Genomic DNA, 16,311 nt, shown 5'->3' on the forward strand with positions numbered 1-16,311 from the left:
TCTCTTCTCGAACTTCGCGTACTTTGCGCCTTCGCGGTTAAATCATTCCGATACAACCGGAATTGATATTATTCAGAATTTTATTCTCTCCCTCTGCTTCCTCTGTGTTCTAGAAAGGTTAAATCATTCCGATGCAACCGGAAACCAAATTTAAATTGGTCATAAATCAGAATCCTTTCGAGCCAAACCTTGAATACTAACTTGCAAAATCGACAAACCCAAAATCAGCAAAAACAACACCAGCCCGATCGTACAAGCATAACCGATTTCCAAATCCTTAAAAGCCCGTTCATAAAGATAATAAACAACAGTCTTAGAATTATTACGAGGCCCGCCTTGAGTCATAATATAAACTTCTTCAAAAACCTTAGTAGCAGAAATGGCCGAAATTACCGCCACCAAAACTAGATAAGGCTTCATCAACGGCACTGTAATATCCCAATGCTTCCTCCAACCATCAGAACCATCAATAGCAGCCGCCTCGTAAAGTTCCGCCTCAATAGCTTGCAGCCCAGCTAAATAAATTACCATATAATAACCCAAGCCTTTCCAGATAGTAACTGTCATGACACTAAAGATTGCCAACTTCGGATTAGCCAGCCAAGAAACAGCAGGCAAACCGACCATTTCCCCCAACTGATTCAGCAGTCCATTTTCAGCAAACAGCCATTTCCAAGCAATCCCAGCAACAACCATGGAAATCACCGCAGGCGTGTAATATGCTGCTCTAAACCAGTTCATCCCCCGGAGTTTCTGATTGCACAAAATTGCCATTCCCAGTGGTAAAACAACCAATATAGGCACAACCCAGGTGAGATAGAGGAGGGTGTTGCCCATAGTTTGCCAAAAAATGCGATCGCCCGCCAACCTCTGAAAATTCTGCAACCCTACCCACTGTGGCGCTTGAGTTAAGTCATACTCATAACTGGTAAAACTCAAATAAAAAGCCTGCAACGCCGGCCACAAAACAGTCAAACTCAACACAAATAAAGCGGGAAACAAAAATAAATAAGGTATTAGGTTGCGTCGGAAAAAAGTCAAAAACATGAATTTATTATTGGTTATTGGTTATTGGTTATTTGTTCTTGGTTATTTGTTATTTGTTATTTATGCACTCGTTCCAAGGTTCTGGCTATTGGTGACAACTTAAGACTCAAACCCATCATAAATGTCGCTTTTAACCGAAGTCTAAATCCCCCTCGCATCCCCACCCCACCCCAAGGGCAGGGCGGTTTCATTCTCAATAAAACGATGATTGTGTAGGGGTAGTGCCTTTTTTTGCCGACCCCCCTCACTTCCTTTGACAACGAGCAGTTTCAACCAGCGATCGCTCCCACAAACAAATAACCCGGATAGTGTTATTTAACTCCAGAAAACAAACCTTTCCAATCACCAGGAGCATTGCCATTTTCCCCCTCTTTCACCTCAAAAGTAACATTACAAGCTTCTGGCAAATCCAAAGCTTCCACGCACAATTGGGCAATATCTTCCCGACTAACTTTACCCTTAATATTGTCACCCTGGTCAAAGATTAAAGCTTTACCTCCCGGCTCTTCCGTCAAAGCACAAGGTCTAACCACAGTATAAGGTATCCCGCTCGATCGCACACAATCCTCCCCCTTCAACTTCCAAGTCAAAATCCCCCCCAACATATCATTCATTCTCACAGCAGGTGGCTCTTCCTCCAAATTAATTCCGGGGCGGCCTGGGCGCGTAACACCAGCCGAACTCACCATCACAAATCTGGGCAATTCTTGTTCAGAATAAGCTTTAACAGATTCTAATTGCAGTTGAAAACTACCCGGTGTAAATTTCGGATTCAGCGCGCCATCATACTCAAACTTACTCAGCATTAACTGAAAAGAATAAATAGTCTGAGCATTTAACCTAGAGCCATCTTTCACAGTCTTAGCACGGAAGACAGGAATCAGTTTTTCAAAGGGAATTGTGACAGTAATCCAGATATTGTAAACCGTATCAAAAGAATAACAATAGCCAATACCATCCCATTTCGCTTCGCTGCGAACAATCAGTTTGTAGCGCTTACCATCACCTTTCACTCGCAATTGAATTCCACTAAATCCTGTTAAATCAAGAGCACTCTCAAAATTCCGAGTCCGCACCGAAGCAAACCCCCCAGAATTGGCAGTAGAAACATTGCCTGTGAATAAAGCTGTATTATCTATCAGTCGGATCGAACTTTCGCTGACTCCACCCATCACAATATCATCAAGTGCACCCCAAGTTTCTTTCAAATCTTCAGTAGGTTTTGTGAAGTCAAAAATAGTTTTTTCTCCGGCTTTAATTAGCTGACTGCGAACAGCTTGCACTAAATTATTCACACCTTTGTACTCGACTATTTCGGGAACATCTACCACTTCTGGCATATAAAATTTGATGCCTTGATAGTATTTTTCACGGTTTGGGGTGTCTCCTTCTACCGGTTGAACACGAGTGCCAGTACAGCAGATAACGGCTTCTACTCCCTCAGTTACTAGCGGTGTTAAGGTTTCCGCTAGGGTGATATCTCCCTCGACTAATTCAACATTTTTACCCAGAATTTCTTGAGCTCTTTTGCTATCTCTCACCAGGGCTCGCACTCTGATTCCCCGCTGTTGCAGCCGCTTCACCACTCGTTTACCAACACCACCAGTAGCACCGGCTACAAGTACCAGCTTGGGTTGGTCTTTTTTAGTGTTGCCACTGCTGCCAAATAGTTGTTGCAGCCAGCTAATGCTGCCGATGAAAGGAATGACACCGAAATAAGCCAAGGTTTTGACAAATCTGCCGGCATCCCATTGGGCGGTATTTTTTTCAGTCACAGTCGCTTCCTCACAATTTGCTCAAATCTACTTAGCTGTTGGTCTATTTTAATTTTAATCTAAACTGCACGCACATTTTGTCACTTCACCGCTGCACTTTATTCATAACTTGGCTCAAGGGAATCTCAACAATAAACTCCGCTCCATCTCCGGGGGCGGAAATGCAAGTCAGTTTGCCACCGTGTTTTTCTACTACAATTTCCTTGCCTATAGCCAAACCAATTCCAGCCCCTTTACCGACTGGTTTAGTAGTAAAAAAAGGCTCAAAAATTTCTGGTTGCATTGCTTGTTCCATACCCATACCATTGTCAGCAATACGAATAACTCCCATCTGGCGAGCGGAATCAAATTCTGTTTTGATCCGAATTCTTCCTGACTTAACCCCCCCTGATTCTTGACCCAATTTAGGCGACAGATTATCCTTCCCCATGGCCTCTTCTATCGCATCAATGGCATTAGCTAACACATTCATAAATACTTGATTTATCTGCACAGGATAACACTCAATTAATGGCAAAGAACCGTACTCTTTAATCAGTTTAATTGCGGGTTTATCTGCCTTCGGTTTGAGTCGGTTGCTCAAAATCAACAAAGCGCTGTCGAGTCCATCGTGAATATCCACTGATTTAATCTCAGATTCGTCAATTCTAGAAAAATTTTGCAAAGACTGAACTATCTCCCGGATGCGATTTGCTCCTAGTTTCATGGAACCGAGCAATTTTGGCAAGTCTTCAATGATAAACTCTAATTCAGCGGCTTCTATTTCTGCTTGAATTTCTGGTGAGGGTGAGGGATAGTGTTCCTCGTAAAGCTGAACTAAATTAATTAATTTTTGGCTATATTCCTTGGCATAGCCTATATTGCCATAGATGAAATTAATTGGGTTACTGACTTCATAAGCCACCGCCGCCACCAACTGTCCTAAACTTGACATTCTTTCGCTTTGCACCAGTTGAGTTTGCGCCCGCTGAAGCTCGGACATCGCTGTTTTTAAATGAGCAGTCTTTTCCCGTTCTCTAGCGACTGATTCTGACAGGGCGGTATTTAATTTCGCTAGTTTTTCAGCTTGACGCAGCACTATATTAATCATGGCTTTTTTCAATTCCAATGCAGCCTCTATTTCGCACTCTTTCCAAGCTAATGATTTGCACTTCACATTTTCTTTCCACAGCTCGAAGGATTTCCTAGGAGACAGTCTTTCGCTGCCATCTTCGTCAATTTGAACTATTTTATTCGGGTTTCCCGCCCAATTTACAGTTCTAATTACTTCGGGGCGAAACCACAATACATATATTTTTTGAATCGGAGATATTGCGATAGCTAAACACCCGCTGGCTGTGTCTTTAAAGCTCTCTGCTTCTGGATAAGATTCTGCCAGGAAATCTGTATAAAATATTTCTTTGGTTAGCTGAGATTGCACCCAATTTATGAGTTTTTTTAAAGATGATTTGGGAGGTGTTTCCCCAACTTGATAGCAGTGTTCTCCAAATACTATTGCAGCTCCCGACGCATTGACTGATTCCAGTAAATTATGTTGGCACTTAATTAATACTTCTGACAAGTTTTCTGAGGTCGAGATGTCTTCAAAAATTTTGGTTTGAATAGATTTTAAGTGTAGCCGGTAGTCATAGTCTTCGTTACCTTCTTTTGATTGCAGTTCTAAAGACATGACTTGTCCAATAAATTCACAGGCTGCCCGCACTTCACAGTTAATATATTTAGGTGTGTAGTGGTGACAAGCAATCAAACCCCACAGTTTCTGATTTTTGATTAATGATATTGACATAGAAGCTGCAACGCCCATATTTTGGAGGTATTCTATGTGAATGGGAGAAACGCTTCTGAGAACGCTGAAACTCAGATCTAGGGGCTGGTTAGTAACAGGATTATTTGGTGAGATAATGGGGACTGGTTTGTAGTTAATATCGGGAATTAATCTCAGCCAATTTAACAAATAAAGTTGTCTGGCTTGTTTGGGAATATCTGAGCTGGGGTAGTTTAAGCCTAAAAAAGGACTCAGCATTTCTGCTTTGTTTTCAGCAATAATAGCCCCGTTACCTTTTCCATCAAATTGATAGACCATTACTCGGTCAAATCCTGTAATTCTTCTGATTTCTGCTACAGTAACTTGACATAAATTATTTAAATCGGGGGAGTTTTGAATCTGGTTTACAGTGGCTCTAACTGAGTGATAAAAGCTAAATACTGACATATTTGCTAGGGATTGAGCTAATTCAAGCTCAATGATTAATACTCCTTCCCACCTGTGGAGGATGCAGTCAAATTCTAAAATTTTTTCGGCTTTTTTTACGGATATTTTAAGAGGATTGATGGTTTTTAAGTTTTCCTTCAGCAAACAGACTTTTAGCTGTTCTAGCTCAGCTTGTTCTAAGAATAAACTCAAATTTTGACCGATCGCACTTTTAGCAGATATTCCCAGTAACTCTTGCGTATTTTCACTGATTTGCAGTATTTCTAGTTCAGGTTCGCTTACCGCCATCAGTACCCCGTGCGGCTGAATGTGTCCCGATATATGAATTGGTTCTCTGTCGCAGTTGGTCAAGTCAACTTCTTCGAGTGGTAAGATTGTGCTTTGTCTATTCATTTTCTGTGTTTTCCGTTGTACAATGTAAAGAGGGTTGTAGGGATTTCTGCTGTAATCTCCAATCCGATTTTGAGCGCGATCGTCCCGATGGACTAACTAGGGACACTTGAGCCTGTCACTACCGCAGACGATCGCTCTACCGCTCATCCTTGACTCCCGCATCAATAGATAGAATATGAGCTTAAATTCCTGTTCTTCGAGCAGCGTCAGCCTTTGTGACATTTGAGCTGGTCGATGTCTCCTACAATTATAAATATTCTGTTTTAATTATTACAGTAATTGTTTCCATTACTCAACGGATATTAATTTTTTTCAATAATCCATCTGTTGACAGTTTACCAGCAGTAGGAACGGGAGAGAAATATGTCTGGGGAGTGACCTGCAATATCAAATATTAAGTTATGGTGAGGGTGCTAAGATAGGCAAGTCAAATCAAGTTAAGCTCTTTAAGTATATTCAACAGGTTCCCTAATTAGATTAATGCTCGACTTTAATACAGTTACCGAATTTTCCCATACCTACTGCGTAGCTATCTGTGCATTTTTAGTCCCAGCCAACTTGCTGATGACTTTGCAGACAGTGATTTGGACAGGACAAAAGCGACCTCGAATTCAAGTGGGAGCCTCTGTGCTTCTTGCTAGTCTCTTCGCGATGACAATGATATTTCATGTTTTTAGTTGGTTCGCCATTGGGGTAGTAATGCCTCCCACGTACATCTTACTATTAATGGCAATCACTTGTCTGACAATCAACGTCTGGGCGATCGCTCATCCTGGAAGTATCATCAAATTAATGGGAGTTTTGGACTCGGTTGTTAGGGAAAATTTCCTAAAAAATAAATCCAGGGGTTTAAGATTTGAGCGACGACAAAATTTGCAGTAACTCACAACAGAAAACTCTATGGCTCCTACAGTTTTGATTACAGGCGCTTCTCAAGGAAGTGGCAAAGCAACGGCACTTTTATTTGCCAAGTCAGGCTACGATGTCGTGATGACAGCTCGTCAGCCCGAAAGATTAGCAGCAGCCGCGGCAATGGTGGAACATCAAGGCAATTCGGTGTTAGCTATTCCCGCCGATGTGGGCGATGTTCAACAAGTGCGATCGCTCGTTGAAAAAGCCCTCTCTTTTTATGGTAACATCGATGTGTTAGTCAACAATGCCGGCATCTGTTTAACGGGACCGATGGAGCAAACTACCACCGAAGATTGGCAGAAATTAATGAATACTAATTTTTGGGGATGTGTTCACACAATCCAAGAACTTTTGCCACATTTCTTATCCCGAAAAACTGGTACAATCGTTAATGTCGGCTCGATTGGTGGCAAAATGCCTTTGCCTCAAATGACTGCCTATTGTGCTAGCAAATATGCGTTGACAGGTTTAACCGAAACCTTGCGATTGGAATTAGCACCTCAAGGAATTCAAGTTTGTGCCGTACATCCGGGCTTAATTAACAGTGATTTTTTAGAAAGAGCTCAGTTTCGCGATCGCCACCAACCAGCAGCCGAACTGCGTCGTCAGGAAATGAGCGAAATGCTGAAATCTAACTGGGCAAATCAGCCAGAAGATATTGCCAAGGCGATTTGGGGCGCGGTGAAAAATAAGCGTGCTGAAGTCACCGTCGGCCCTGCATTTATAGCTGCCGAAGCCTATCGCCTATTCCCCGGTTTAATGCAGTGGGCAATGGAGAAAGGTAATGGGTAATTGGGAATTGGGAATTGGGAATTGGCAAGAGAAAGCAATTCAAAAACTCCGCTATCGAACAGTTTTTAAGGTCAGTTAAAACTTAGATATTGCACCATTCTAAAGAACTGGTAGGGGCGGGTTCACACATAGCCTTAAAGGTTGCAAACAGGTTAAATAAACCCGCCCTCACTCACCAAAAAGCTGCTTATTGACATTGGTGCAATATCTCAGTTACAACTTACTCAAATACTAACAAACAGTCGGTTTCAACCGACTTTAGCTATGAGACAGGGACTTAAGTCCCTGTCGGAGTTTAGCAACAGAAATAATCAATCAATTAGCTAATTCAAAGCACAGAACTAGCATTAATAAAACGACCAGTTAAATCGGCTGGTGTTACATTCAACACAGTCCCTAACAAAGCATTCGTAAAACCAAATCTAATATTAGTAGCTTCCACACGCCCATTACCATCGGGATCGAGGTCTCGCTGGGAGATACCACCCTTGGCTAACAAGCTAGTACCACCTGCTACAGTGGCGGGATCGATCAGCAACAATCTGGGGTCATTCAGGCTATAATTTACCTGTTCAAAGGAGATATTACTGGTGGTAAATGCCGTGCTAATTCCCAGGGAATCATTAAATTTATCAAAATCCACAATTACGGCGTCAGGAACTTCAAAGCCCAGGATTTTTTGTCCGGCTTGATCGACTCGAAGCACAAAAACATCGCTGCCTCCAGCACCTTTATAAATATCAACATCTCTGTCACCAATTAAAGTATCATTACCATCACCACCCACTAACAAATCAATACCTTGACCCCCACGCAACAAATCATTTCCCACGCCACCATCCAGAAAATCACTATTTCTGTCCCCGGTGAGGAAATCATTGCCAATTTCTCCTAAAATATCGTCATCACCCTTACCACCATAAATAGAATCATTACCCGCACCACCTAAGAGACTGTCTTTGTCATCGTTGCCAAAAATCCGTTCGGCATCCGATGAACCTGTAACAGCATCATTCCCACCCAGCAGCCAAACTCCCCCAGGAAAATTAGCAACTTGTCCCGGTGTAAGTGTAATATTTTCGGGAGAATTGTCTCCTACCAAACGAGGAATGCCGGAATTATCTGGTTTAAGTGCCATAGTTGTAAACTGATTGAGATGTAATAATGAATAGGTTGCAATATTCTGATTCTACAGTCCGTAAGGATTGATTCTGGAAGAATCTGACACAATTTTTAACTATTGCATCTTCGCACCAGCCAGCGGAAAATATACTAGATTGAAATAAAAGTTAAACCTTAAGCTAATGCCAATTATCTTAGTTGAAGACTTGAGCAAAATTTATCCCATCGCCATTAAAGAACCGGGACTAAAAGGAACTCTCCAACACTTTTTTAAGCGCACTTACCGCAATGTGAAAGCCGTTGAGGGAGTTTCTTTTAGTATTGAACCGGGGGAAGTTGTGGGCTTTCTTGGGGCTAATGGCGCGGGCAAAACTACGACGCTGAAAATGCTGACTGGTTTAATTTATCCCTCTACTGGTACTGTGAAAGTGTGCGATCGCATTCCATTTCGCCGCCAAGCCGATTTTTTGCAAAAAATCACCCTAGTCATGGGGCAAAAACAGCAGCTAATCTGGGATTTGCCAGTGCTGGACTCTCTGAGAATCAATGCCGCTGTCTACGGAATCCCTGAGAAAGATTATCGACTGCGAGTGGGGGAACTGACGGAGATGTTATCCCTAGAAGGCAAGTTAAATCAGCCAGTGCGAAAACTGTCTTTAGGCGAACGCATGAAAGCGGAATTGATGGCAGCATTGTTGCACCAACCGGAGGTATTATTTTTAGATGAACCGACATTAGGCTTAGATATAAATGCGCAGTTTAGTGTCAGAAAATTTCTGCGGGAATATAACGAACGCTATCAAGCAACGGTGCTGTTGACGAGTCACTACATGGCAGACATTACTGCTTTGTGCAAACGAGTTTTGTTAATCCATGAAGGGCAATTAGTTTATGATGGCAACTTGGATGGATTGCTAGATAGATTTGCACCTTATCGACAAGTTCAGGTAGAATTAGCCAATCCGCTATCTCAAGATCGTGCTTCTGCTTACGGGGAGGTAGAATCTATGGAAGGACAATCGGTGCGATTTTTGCTAAAAAGGGAGGAATTGATGGTGGGGGTAGCGAAGATGTTGGCCGAGTTGGAAGTGGTGGATTTGACTGTTACCGATCCGCCCATTGAAGAGGTAATTGGCAGAGTTTTTCGCACGGGAAAAGTGTAATATTTTTGAATAAGATAGTTTTCAATAACAGGCAAGATGCCTGTTCCACAATACTTTTTGTGGAACGGGCTTATAGCTTGTTGCTAAGATGGAGAAATTAAATCTACAACTGACATGAAAAAATCTATCAGAATTGCTAAAACTTTGCTAACTGCCTACTACGCTTATATGCTAGAATACCGAGCCGAATTGCTGTTGTGGGCGCTGTCGGGAGTTTTGCCGTTTATCTTGATGGGTGTGTGGATGCGGGCGGCACAAACTGGAGAATTTGAGCTGAAGTCCATCGACTTTGCCCGTTATTTTTTAGCTGCGTTCATTGTGCGACAAACCAATGTCGTTTGGGTGATTTGGGAATTTGAAAAACAAGTAGTACAAGGAACTTTATCTAATAAGTTGTTGCAGCCTCTCGATCCAGTATGGCATCATTTTGCCTCTCACGTTTCGGAAAGGTTTGCGCGGCTACCGTTTGTATTCGGATTAACCCTGATATTTTTTGCGCTTTACCCCCAGTCTTTTTGGTTGCCTAGTGCTGGCAGATTTTTGCTGTTTATGCTAGTGATTGCATTGGCTTTTTGCCTAAGATTCCTGATCCAGTATACCTTTGCGCTGTTTGCTTTTTGGTTAGAACGGGCCAGTGCGATCGAACAATTTTGGTTTTTAATTTATCTATTCCTCTCTGGACTGGTTGCGCCCCTAGAAGTGTTTCCTGCACCAGTACGCGAAGTAGTTTTGTGGACACCTTTTCCTTATTTAATTCATTTTCCTGCTGCAATTTTAATTGGATTACCTGTTGATGTAGGGCGCGGTTTGTTGGTAATGTTTGCTTGGGGTGCAGTGTTTTTTGTATGGAATCGCTGGCTGTGGCGACAGGGTTTGAAACAATATTCGGGAATGGGAGCTTAAATAATAATTAAAAATTGGCAAAAAGTAAGTTTAGTCACCGAAAAAAATATGCGTCTTCATGTCAAAGATACTTCCAAGATACCTAGGGATGAGATTATGCAAAAACTCAATATATGTTCTTCAATAATTGCATAATATTTAATATCTTGTATCTATAAATACAAATTGTTGTTCAAAATTCTTATATCAATAAAACAACGACTGATATAAGGGATTAAATAGATTCTAATGACAGCCAAAAAAAACCTCGTTGTAATCGGCAATGGCATGGTTGGCCACAAATTCCTAGAGTTAATGGTCAACTTAGATGCTGCGAAATACTGGAATTTAATTACTTTCTGCGAAGAACCTCGCGTCGCTTACGATCGCGTCAACCTCAGCGGTTTTTTCTCTGGAAAAACAGCGGGAGATTTATCTCTAGTTGAACCTGGTTTTTATCAAGAAAATGGCATTCAAATTCACATCGGCGACAAAGCAGTTGCGATTAATCGGGAACAAAAAACAGTCTCTTCAGCAAATGGTTTAGAAGTTCCCTACGAGAAAATTGTTCTCGCCACTGGTTCCTATCCATTTGTACCGCCTATTAAAGGCAAAGAGGCTGAGGGGACTTTTGTTTATCGGACAATTGATGACTTGGAGGCGATGTCAGATTACGCGAAAAATTGCCAGGTTGGGGTAGTAATCGGTGGCGGTTTATTGGGCTTAGAATGTGCCAATGCTTTGCAAAATATGGGTTTGAAAACTCATGTGGTTGAGTTTGCATCGCGACTGATGCCTGTACAGGTTGATGAAGCTGGTGGTGCAATTCTTCGTAACAAAATAGAAGAGTTGGGAGTTTCGGTTCATACCAGTAAGTCTACTACTGAAATTGTCAGTGAAGATGGCAAAGTTACCAAAATGCTGTTTGCTGATGGTTCGGAATTAGCCACAGATATGATCGTGTTTTCTGCCGGGATTCGCCCCCGCGATGAAATTGCCAGAGATTGTGGCATTGAAGTGGGTGAACGGGGTGGTATTGTGATTAACGATCGGTGTCAAACATCTGATTCTGATATTTATGCGATCGGGGAATGCGCGCTTTATGACAATCGGATTTACGGCTTAGTTGCTCCGGGTTATACCATGGCTGGAGTCGCAGCTAATATTTTAAGCAGTTTAGTAGATGACGGCGCAGATGCCGGTGCCACAAGCACTTTTACTGGTGCGGATATGTCCACAAAACTCAAACTTTTGGGGGTGGATGTTGCTAGTTTTGGAGATGCTTTTGCTAAGTCTCCCGATGCTAAGGAAATTGTTGTGGCTGACACATTCCAAGGTGTTTACAAAAAATTAGTCTTGAATCAAGATGGGAGCCGAATTTTAGGTGGAATTCTCGTGGGAGATGCTTCTGCTTACGGCACTTTGTTGCAATTTATGCAAAATGGAATTGCTCTACCTCCCCATCCTGAAGATTTGTTGATGCCGCCACGAGCAGGCGGAGTCCCTGCTGGTTTGGGAGTGGATAGTTTGCCGGATTCTGCTCAAATTTGTTCTTGCAATAATGTCAGTAAAGGGCAGATTTGTGCTGCTATTCGCGATCGCAATTTAACTGATGTTGCCAGCGTCAAGAAATGCACCCAAGCTGGTACGGGCTGCGGTGGTTGCGTGCCTCTGGTGACAGACATCTTCAAGTCTGAGATGAAGAAAGCCGGGGTTGCTGTCAAAAACCACCTCTGCGAGCATTTTGAATATTCTCGCCAAGAATTGTACCATTTAGTGCGCTCTCAGGGGATTAAAACTTTTGAAGAGGCGATCGCCAAACATGGCAAAGGTAAGGGCTGCGAAATTTGCAAACCTGCGGTTGCTTCCATGCTGGCTTCTACTTGGAACGAGCATATTTTAGACAAGTCTCATGTTGGTTTGCAAGATACAAATGATTACTTTTTGGCAAATATTCAACGCGATGGTACTTATTCGGTGGTGCCACGGATTCCGGGTGGAGAAATTACTCCCGATAAGTTGATTGTTTTGGGGGAAGTTGCCAAGGAATTTGGACTTTATACTAAGATTACTGGCGGGCAACGGATCGATTTGTTTGGGGCTCGTGTGGATCAGTTGCCACATATTTGGCATCGGTTAATTGATGCAGGATTTGAGTCGGGACACGCTTATGGTAAGGCTTTGCGGACTGTAAAATCTTGTGTGGGTAGCACTTGGTGTCGCTTTGGGGTGCAGGATTCTACGAGTTTGGCGATCGAGGTTGAATTGCGCTATCGTGGTTTGCGATCGCCTCACAAGCTCAAATCTGCTGTCTCTGGTTGCACTCGCGAATGTGCGGAAGCTCAAAGCAAGGATTTTGGGATTATTGCCACTGAAAATGGTTGGAATTTGTACGTGTGTGGCAATGGTGGCATTAAGCCACAGCACGCGGTTTTGCTGGCTGCGGATATCGATAAGGAAACTTTGATTAAGTATATCGATCGCTTTTTGATTCTCTATATCCGCACTGCCGATCGCCTGGAACGTACCGCTACATGGTTTAATAAACTTGAGGGCGGAATTGAATACTTAAAACAGGTGATTATTGAGGATTCTCTGGGTATTTGTGCTGAGTTAGAAGCGCAAATGGAGCATTTAGTGAATACTTATCAATGTGAGTGGAAAACGACGATTGAAGACCCTCACAAGGTGCAACGATTCCAACATTTTGTAAATTCTGATTCACCAGATCCGAGTATTGTTCGTGTTGCGGAAAGGGGACAAACACGGCCACCTTACGAACATGAAAAGGCTTTGGTTGGAGTTTCGGAATAAACCCTCCCCAGCCACTCTTGGCAACCGGGCGTGGGATTGCCCGTACAGATGTTTCAGGAATTGGGACAGTCACGGGGGGCTTCTCCTAGAAGAGAATGAAACACCCTTGCTATAACCCCGCTTAATCAGGCAGGGCTGTTTCATTCTCAGGAAAATCAGGCTGTTGTAGGGGTAGTGCCCCCGTGCCTACCCTCCCACTAGATATAGCAATCCTAAATTATTTGTGAATTTCTTACTCCCTCCCCTTAATAAGGGGAGGGTTGGGGTGGGGTAAAAAACTTTACGACTCATTTAGGACTGCTATAGAAGTAAATTAACAGGAAAAAAACATGATTCAATCATTATCGGTTGCCGATACAGTCACAACTTGGGTAGATGTATGTTCCCTAGATGCGATCGCCCCGAATACAGGAGTTTGTGCTTTAGTAGCCGACAAACAAGTGGCGATTTTTCGAGTAGGAAATGGCGATGAACTTTATGCCCTCAGCAATTACGATCCGTTTAGCAAGGCTTTTGTGTTGTCGCGGGGACTTGTGGGCGATCGCCACGGCATTCTGAAAGTAGCTTCTCCCATTTACAAGCACAACTTTAGCCTAACTACTGGACAATGTTTGGACGATGAAACGGTAAAAATTCCCACTTTTGTGGTTAAAGTTGTAGGCGATCGCGTACAAGTAGCTATTGCCTAGATTTTCCCCTGTGATTATTTAAGCCAAATCCGCCACCAGCTCAGACTTTTCTGAATGGTGGCGGATTTTGCATTCAAACGAACACGAACCAGAGGTTTTAGTATAAAATAGAGGTAATTTGCTCAGTAAAACCCCTTAATTAATACCATTTCCAAAAACAATGCAACAGTAGTGACAGGGTGTTGACTTGATGTCAAAAAGCCCACAATATCAACTGTAGCAACTGTTTTGAGAAGGAATATAACTGGGAAATACTGGTTAATTTTCTCTAGGAGAATGCCGAAGCTAGAAAGTAGAAATTTTACTTAAACTTCTTAAAACATCAACAAAACTAGAAATTTTAATCAGGCAAGGGGGAGTAGATTTATGATTTTAAAGGCAAACAAGTTTCAGGGGGCGGGAAAGCATCGGTATGTTACAAACCAAGATTGCATCTCAAAAATTCCAGACATCGACTGAGTTAATTAATCTACAATTAAACACAGCTAAACTGAGTTTATCTGAACTAAAATCCCAAGTTTTCGATCGTCACTGGCGACAGGAATCTTGGCATGAGATTTTGGTGGAAATAGCAGCCAGCCTCGACCCAGAAACCGCCAGCGAAATCCTAGAATATTTAACAGATAAGAACGGTAAGGAGCAAAAGTTTGTCAATTTATTTTTGGCAGCCAAATGTCTCTCAAGAATTCCGGGAAGAGTAAATAAACAAACAGAAATTAAACTGTTAAAGGCTTTAAAAAAATTATCGCAATATGGCATGGGTTTCCTGATTCTTTATCAAACAGGCCAAGAATTGCAAGAAACATATCAAATTCGTTCCCAAGCGATCGCAGCGATCGCCCAAACTTGGAAAAATGACCCCCAAACTCTGCCCTGGCTGAAAATACTCGCTCACTCCAACGACAGTGGCGAAATCCGAGCTACCGCCGTCGAAGCCCTAGCCCGCGGTTGGCCAGACAATCCAGAAATTTACCTGATGCTCAAAAACTTAGCCACCTCCGATCCCAGTTGGGCAGTGCGATCGACCGCAGTCACAGAAATCGCCCTAGCTTGGCCAGACTCCAACGATACCAGACCGCTGCTGACTAAGCTGGCTCTGTCCGATCGCAGCCCCGCTGTTCGCACCTGTGCACTATGTATTTTGGCCCAGAATTGGCACGATCGAACCGACACCTTACTCTTACTCAGAAGCATCGCCGACACGGACGAAAATTTGGGAGTTCAAGTCGCAGCTTGGCGAGCCATAGCCTCTGCTTGGCGATCGGTTTTAGGCACTTTTTCCCTACTCAAAAACCTCGCCCACACAGGAAGTTCTACTCTACGAACAGTAGCAGTGCAGGAGTTGGCATCCGGTTGGCCCACAGCACCCGATGTTTGTCTGCTGCTAAAAACCCTAGCTCGTGAGGATAGCAGCAAAGAAGTGCGGATAGCGGCGATCGCAGAATTGGCCGCCCGCTGGCGGGATGAACCAGAGATTTATCCGCTGCTGAGAACTCTAGGAGAGTCCGACGAAAGTTCGCCCGTCCGAATTGCGGCAGTGCAAGCAGTGGCCTCTGGCTGGCCAGACAACCCCGCAACTCTACCTTTTTTGCAAAATCTAGCTAGGGGCGATCGTGATTCCGAACTGCGAGAAATAGCCCTACAACAGATAGCCGCAGGTTGGCCAGACAGCCCCGAAACTCTGCCCCTGCTGCAACAAATAGCTGATTCCGAAGATTACTGGACTGTGCGGGAGGTAGTGGTGGAAGCCGTGGCTGCACTACCCTCTGGGAGTCTGGAAGTGTTTGTCTGGTTGCAAAATCTCGCCCAGTCGGACAGACATCTCAACGTCCGAGAAACTGCTGTCAAACAAATAGCCTCTCGCTGGTCTTATTTGGGCGACACCCTACCTTTTTTGAAAAGCCTAGTGGACTCGGAGCAAGATTCTCACCTGCTGAGTGTGCTGGTATGTGCGATCGTCGGCGGATGGCCAGAGGACTCGGAAACCTTATCTTGGCTGAAACTTCAGCTTGATTCTGGGGATGCGGTGGTTCGCCAAGCTGCGGTGCAAGAGTTGGCTCGCCACTGGCCCGACAATCCTGAAACTTGGATGCTGTTGGAGGCTAAAGCAGAGGGCGATGAGAGCCCCGCTGTCAGACAAATGGCTTTGCAAAAGTTAGCGCGCGGTGGGACAGATGAATCGCAGATTTTTCAGTGGCTCCAGATGAGAGCTCAACATGATGAAGATTCTCAGGTGCGGGCGATCGCCCTGGTAGAGTTGATGCGGGGATGGAAAGACTCGCCGGGAATGTTTGAGTTTTTGCGCGATCGGGCCCTGAGCGATCCCTACGGTCCAAAAGGTTCTTTTCCATACAATCCCAGGTTTACAGCTTTGGAAGCCATCCTCGAACACTATCCCGAAAATTCCGGTGTTTTGCCTTTGTTGCGATCGCTTGCAATTTCCGACACCGACGAGCAAGTCCGGGCCTTGGCCAGTCTCCGGCTCAAAAGTGAAGAATGGTAGACGGAAA

At 43.6% G+C, this 16,311-nt stretch carries 11 protein-coding genes; 7 read left to right on the forward strand and 4 right to left on the reverse strand.

Features of this window, described 5'->3' with window-relative positions:
• Positions 1-159: 159 nt before the first annotated feature.
• The 3 genes from AAFP14_RS07290 to AAFP14_RS07300 all read right to left on the reverse strand — a co-directional run bounded on the left by AAFP14_RS07290 (position 160) and on the right by AAFP14_RS07300 (position 5,427).
• Positions 160-1,047, reverse strand: a complete 888-nt coding sequence (locus AAFP14_RS07290) for a carbohydrate ABC transporter permease (RefSeq protein ID WP_341731628.1) — start codon at positions 1,045-1,047, stop codon at positions 160-162.
• Positions 1,048-1,358: 311 nt separating this feature from the next.
• Positions 1,359-2,822: a CIA30 family protein gene (locus tag AAFP14_RS07295; protein ID WP_341731629.1), complete on the reverse strand. Its 1,464-nt coding sequence runs from the start codon at positions 2,820-2,822 to the stop codon at positions 1,359-1,361.
• Between the two features lie 85 nt (positions 2,823-2,907).
• Positions 2,908-5,427, reverse strand: a complete 2,520-nt coding sequence (locus tag AAFP14_RS07300) for an ATP-binding protein (protein WP_341731630.1) — start codon at positions 5,425-5,427, stop codon at positions 2,908-2,910.
• 480 nt (positions 5,428-5,907) lie between these two features.
• On the opposite strand from AAFP14_RS07300, the gene AAFP14_RS07305 reads away from it, so the two are divergent.
• Positions 5,908-6,309, forward strand: a complete 402-nt coding sequence (locus tag AAFP14_RS07305; protein WP_341731631.1) for a hypothetical protein — start codon at positions 5,908-5,910, stop codon at positions 6,307-6,309.
• A gap of 18 nt (positions 6,310-6,327) precedes the next feature.
• Positions 6,328-7,131: an SDR family NAD(P)-dependent oxidoreductase gene (locus AAFP14_RS07310; protein WP_341731632.1), complete on the forward strand. Its 804-nt coding sequence runs from the start codon at positions 6,328-6,330 to the stop codon at positions 7,129-7,131.
• A gap of 328 nt (positions 7,132-7,459) precedes the next feature.
• Here AAFP14_RS07310 and AAFP14_RS07315 read toward each other — a convergent pair whose 3' ends face one another.
• Positions 7,460-8,269 carry a calcium-binding protein gene (locus tag AAFP14_RS07315; RefSeq protein ID WP_341731633.1) on the reverse strand — a complete coding sequence of 270 codons (810 nt, stop codon included), beginning with the start codon at positions 8,267-8,269 and terminating at the stop codon, positions 7,460-7,462.
• Between the two features lie 166 nt (positions 8,270-8,435).
• Between AAFP14_RS07315 and AAFP14_RS07320 the strand changes: the two genes are divergently transcribed.
• The 5 genes from AAFP14_RS07320 (at position 8,436) to AAFP14_RS07340 (ending at position 16,304) form a co-directional block, all read left to right on the forward strand.
• The gene (locus AAFP14_RS07320) at positions 8,436-9,416 is read left to right on the forward strand and encodes an ABC transporter ATP-binding protein (protein ID WP_341731634.1); all 981 of its coding nucleotides are present in this window, start codon (positions 8,436-8,438) and stop codon (positions 9,414-9,416) included.
• 114 nt (positions 9,417-9,530) lie between these two features.
• Positions 9,531-10,319, forward strand: coding sequence for an ABC transporter permease (locus tag AAFP14_RS07325; protein WP_341731635.1), 789 nt, complete (start codon positions 9,531-9,533; stop codon positions 10,317-10,319).
• 228 nt (positions 10,320-10,547) lie between these two features.
• The gene (gene nirB, locus AAFP14_RS07330; protein WP_341731636.1) at positions 10,548-13,112 is read left to right on the forward strand and encodes a nitrite reductase large subunit NirB; all 2,565 of its coding nucleotides are present in this window, start codon (positions 10,548-10,550) and stop codon (positions 13,110-13,112) included.
• Positions 13,113-13,441: 329 nt separating this feature from the next.
• The gene (gene nirD / locus AAFP14_RS07335; RefSeq protein WP_341731637.1) at positions 13,442-13,801 is read left to right on the forward strand and encodes a nitrite reductase small subunit NirD; all 360 of its coding nucleotides are present in this window, start codon (positions 13,442-13,444) and stop codon (positions 13,799-13,801) included.
• Positions 13,802-14,213: 412 nt separating this feature from the next.
• On the forward strand, positions 14,214-16,304 hold the full coding sequence (locus AAFP14_RS07340; RefSeq protein ID WP_341731638.1) for a HEAT repeat domain-containing protein: 2,091 nt from the start codon (positions 14,214-14,216) through the stop codon (positions 16,302-16,304).
• The last annotated feature ends 7 nt before the right edge of the window (positions 16,305-16,311 follow it).

This window comes from Microcoleus sp. EPA2 (genome assembly GCA_020882975.1).
Classification (GTDB): domain Bacteria; phylum Cyanobacteriota; class Cyanobacteriia; order Cyanobacteriales; family Microcoleaceae; genus Microcoleus.

Bases quoted from the DNA above. Each gene is read 5' to 3' on its own strand.
- AAFP14_RS07290 (WP_341731628.1), bottom strand. From the start codon at position 1,047: ATGTTTTTGACTTTTTTCCGACGCAACCTAATACCTTATTTATTTTTG.
- AAFP14_RS07300 (WP_341731630.1), bottom strand. From the start codon at position 5,427: ATGAATAGACAAAGCACAATCTTACCACTCGAAGAAGTTGACTTGACC.
- AAFP14_RS07305 (WP_341731631.1), top strand. From the start codon at position 5,908: ATGCTCGACTTTAATACAGTTACCGAATTTTCCCATACCTACTGCGTA.
- AAFP14_RS07310 (WP_341731632.1), top strand. From the start codon at position 6,328: ATGGCTCCTACAGTTTTGATTACAGGCGCTTCTCAAGGAAGTGGCAAA.
- AAFP14_RS07315 (WP_341731633.1), bottom strand. From the start codon at position 8,269: ATGGCACTTAAACCAGATAATTCCGGCATTCCTCGTTTGGTAGGAGAC.
- AAFP14_RS07320 (WP_341731634.1), top strand. From the start codon at position 8,436: ATGCCAATTATCTTAGTTGAAGACTTGAGCAAAATTTATCCCATCGCC.
- AAFP14_RS07325 (WP_341731635.1), top strand. From the start codon at position 9,531: ATGAAAAAATCTATCAGAATTGCTAAAACTTTGCTAACTGCCTACTAC.
- nirB (WP_341731636.1), top strand. From the start codon at position 10,548: ATGACAGCCAAAAAAAACCTCGTTGTAATCGGCAATGGCATGGTTGGC.
- nirD (WP_341731637.1), top strand. From the start codon at position 13,442: ATGATTCAATCATTATCGGTTGCCGATACAGTCACAACTTGGGTAGAT.
- AAFP14_RS07340 (WP_341731638.1), top strand. From the start codon at position 14,214: ATGTTACAAACCAAGATTGCATCTCAAAAATTCCAGACATCGACTGAG.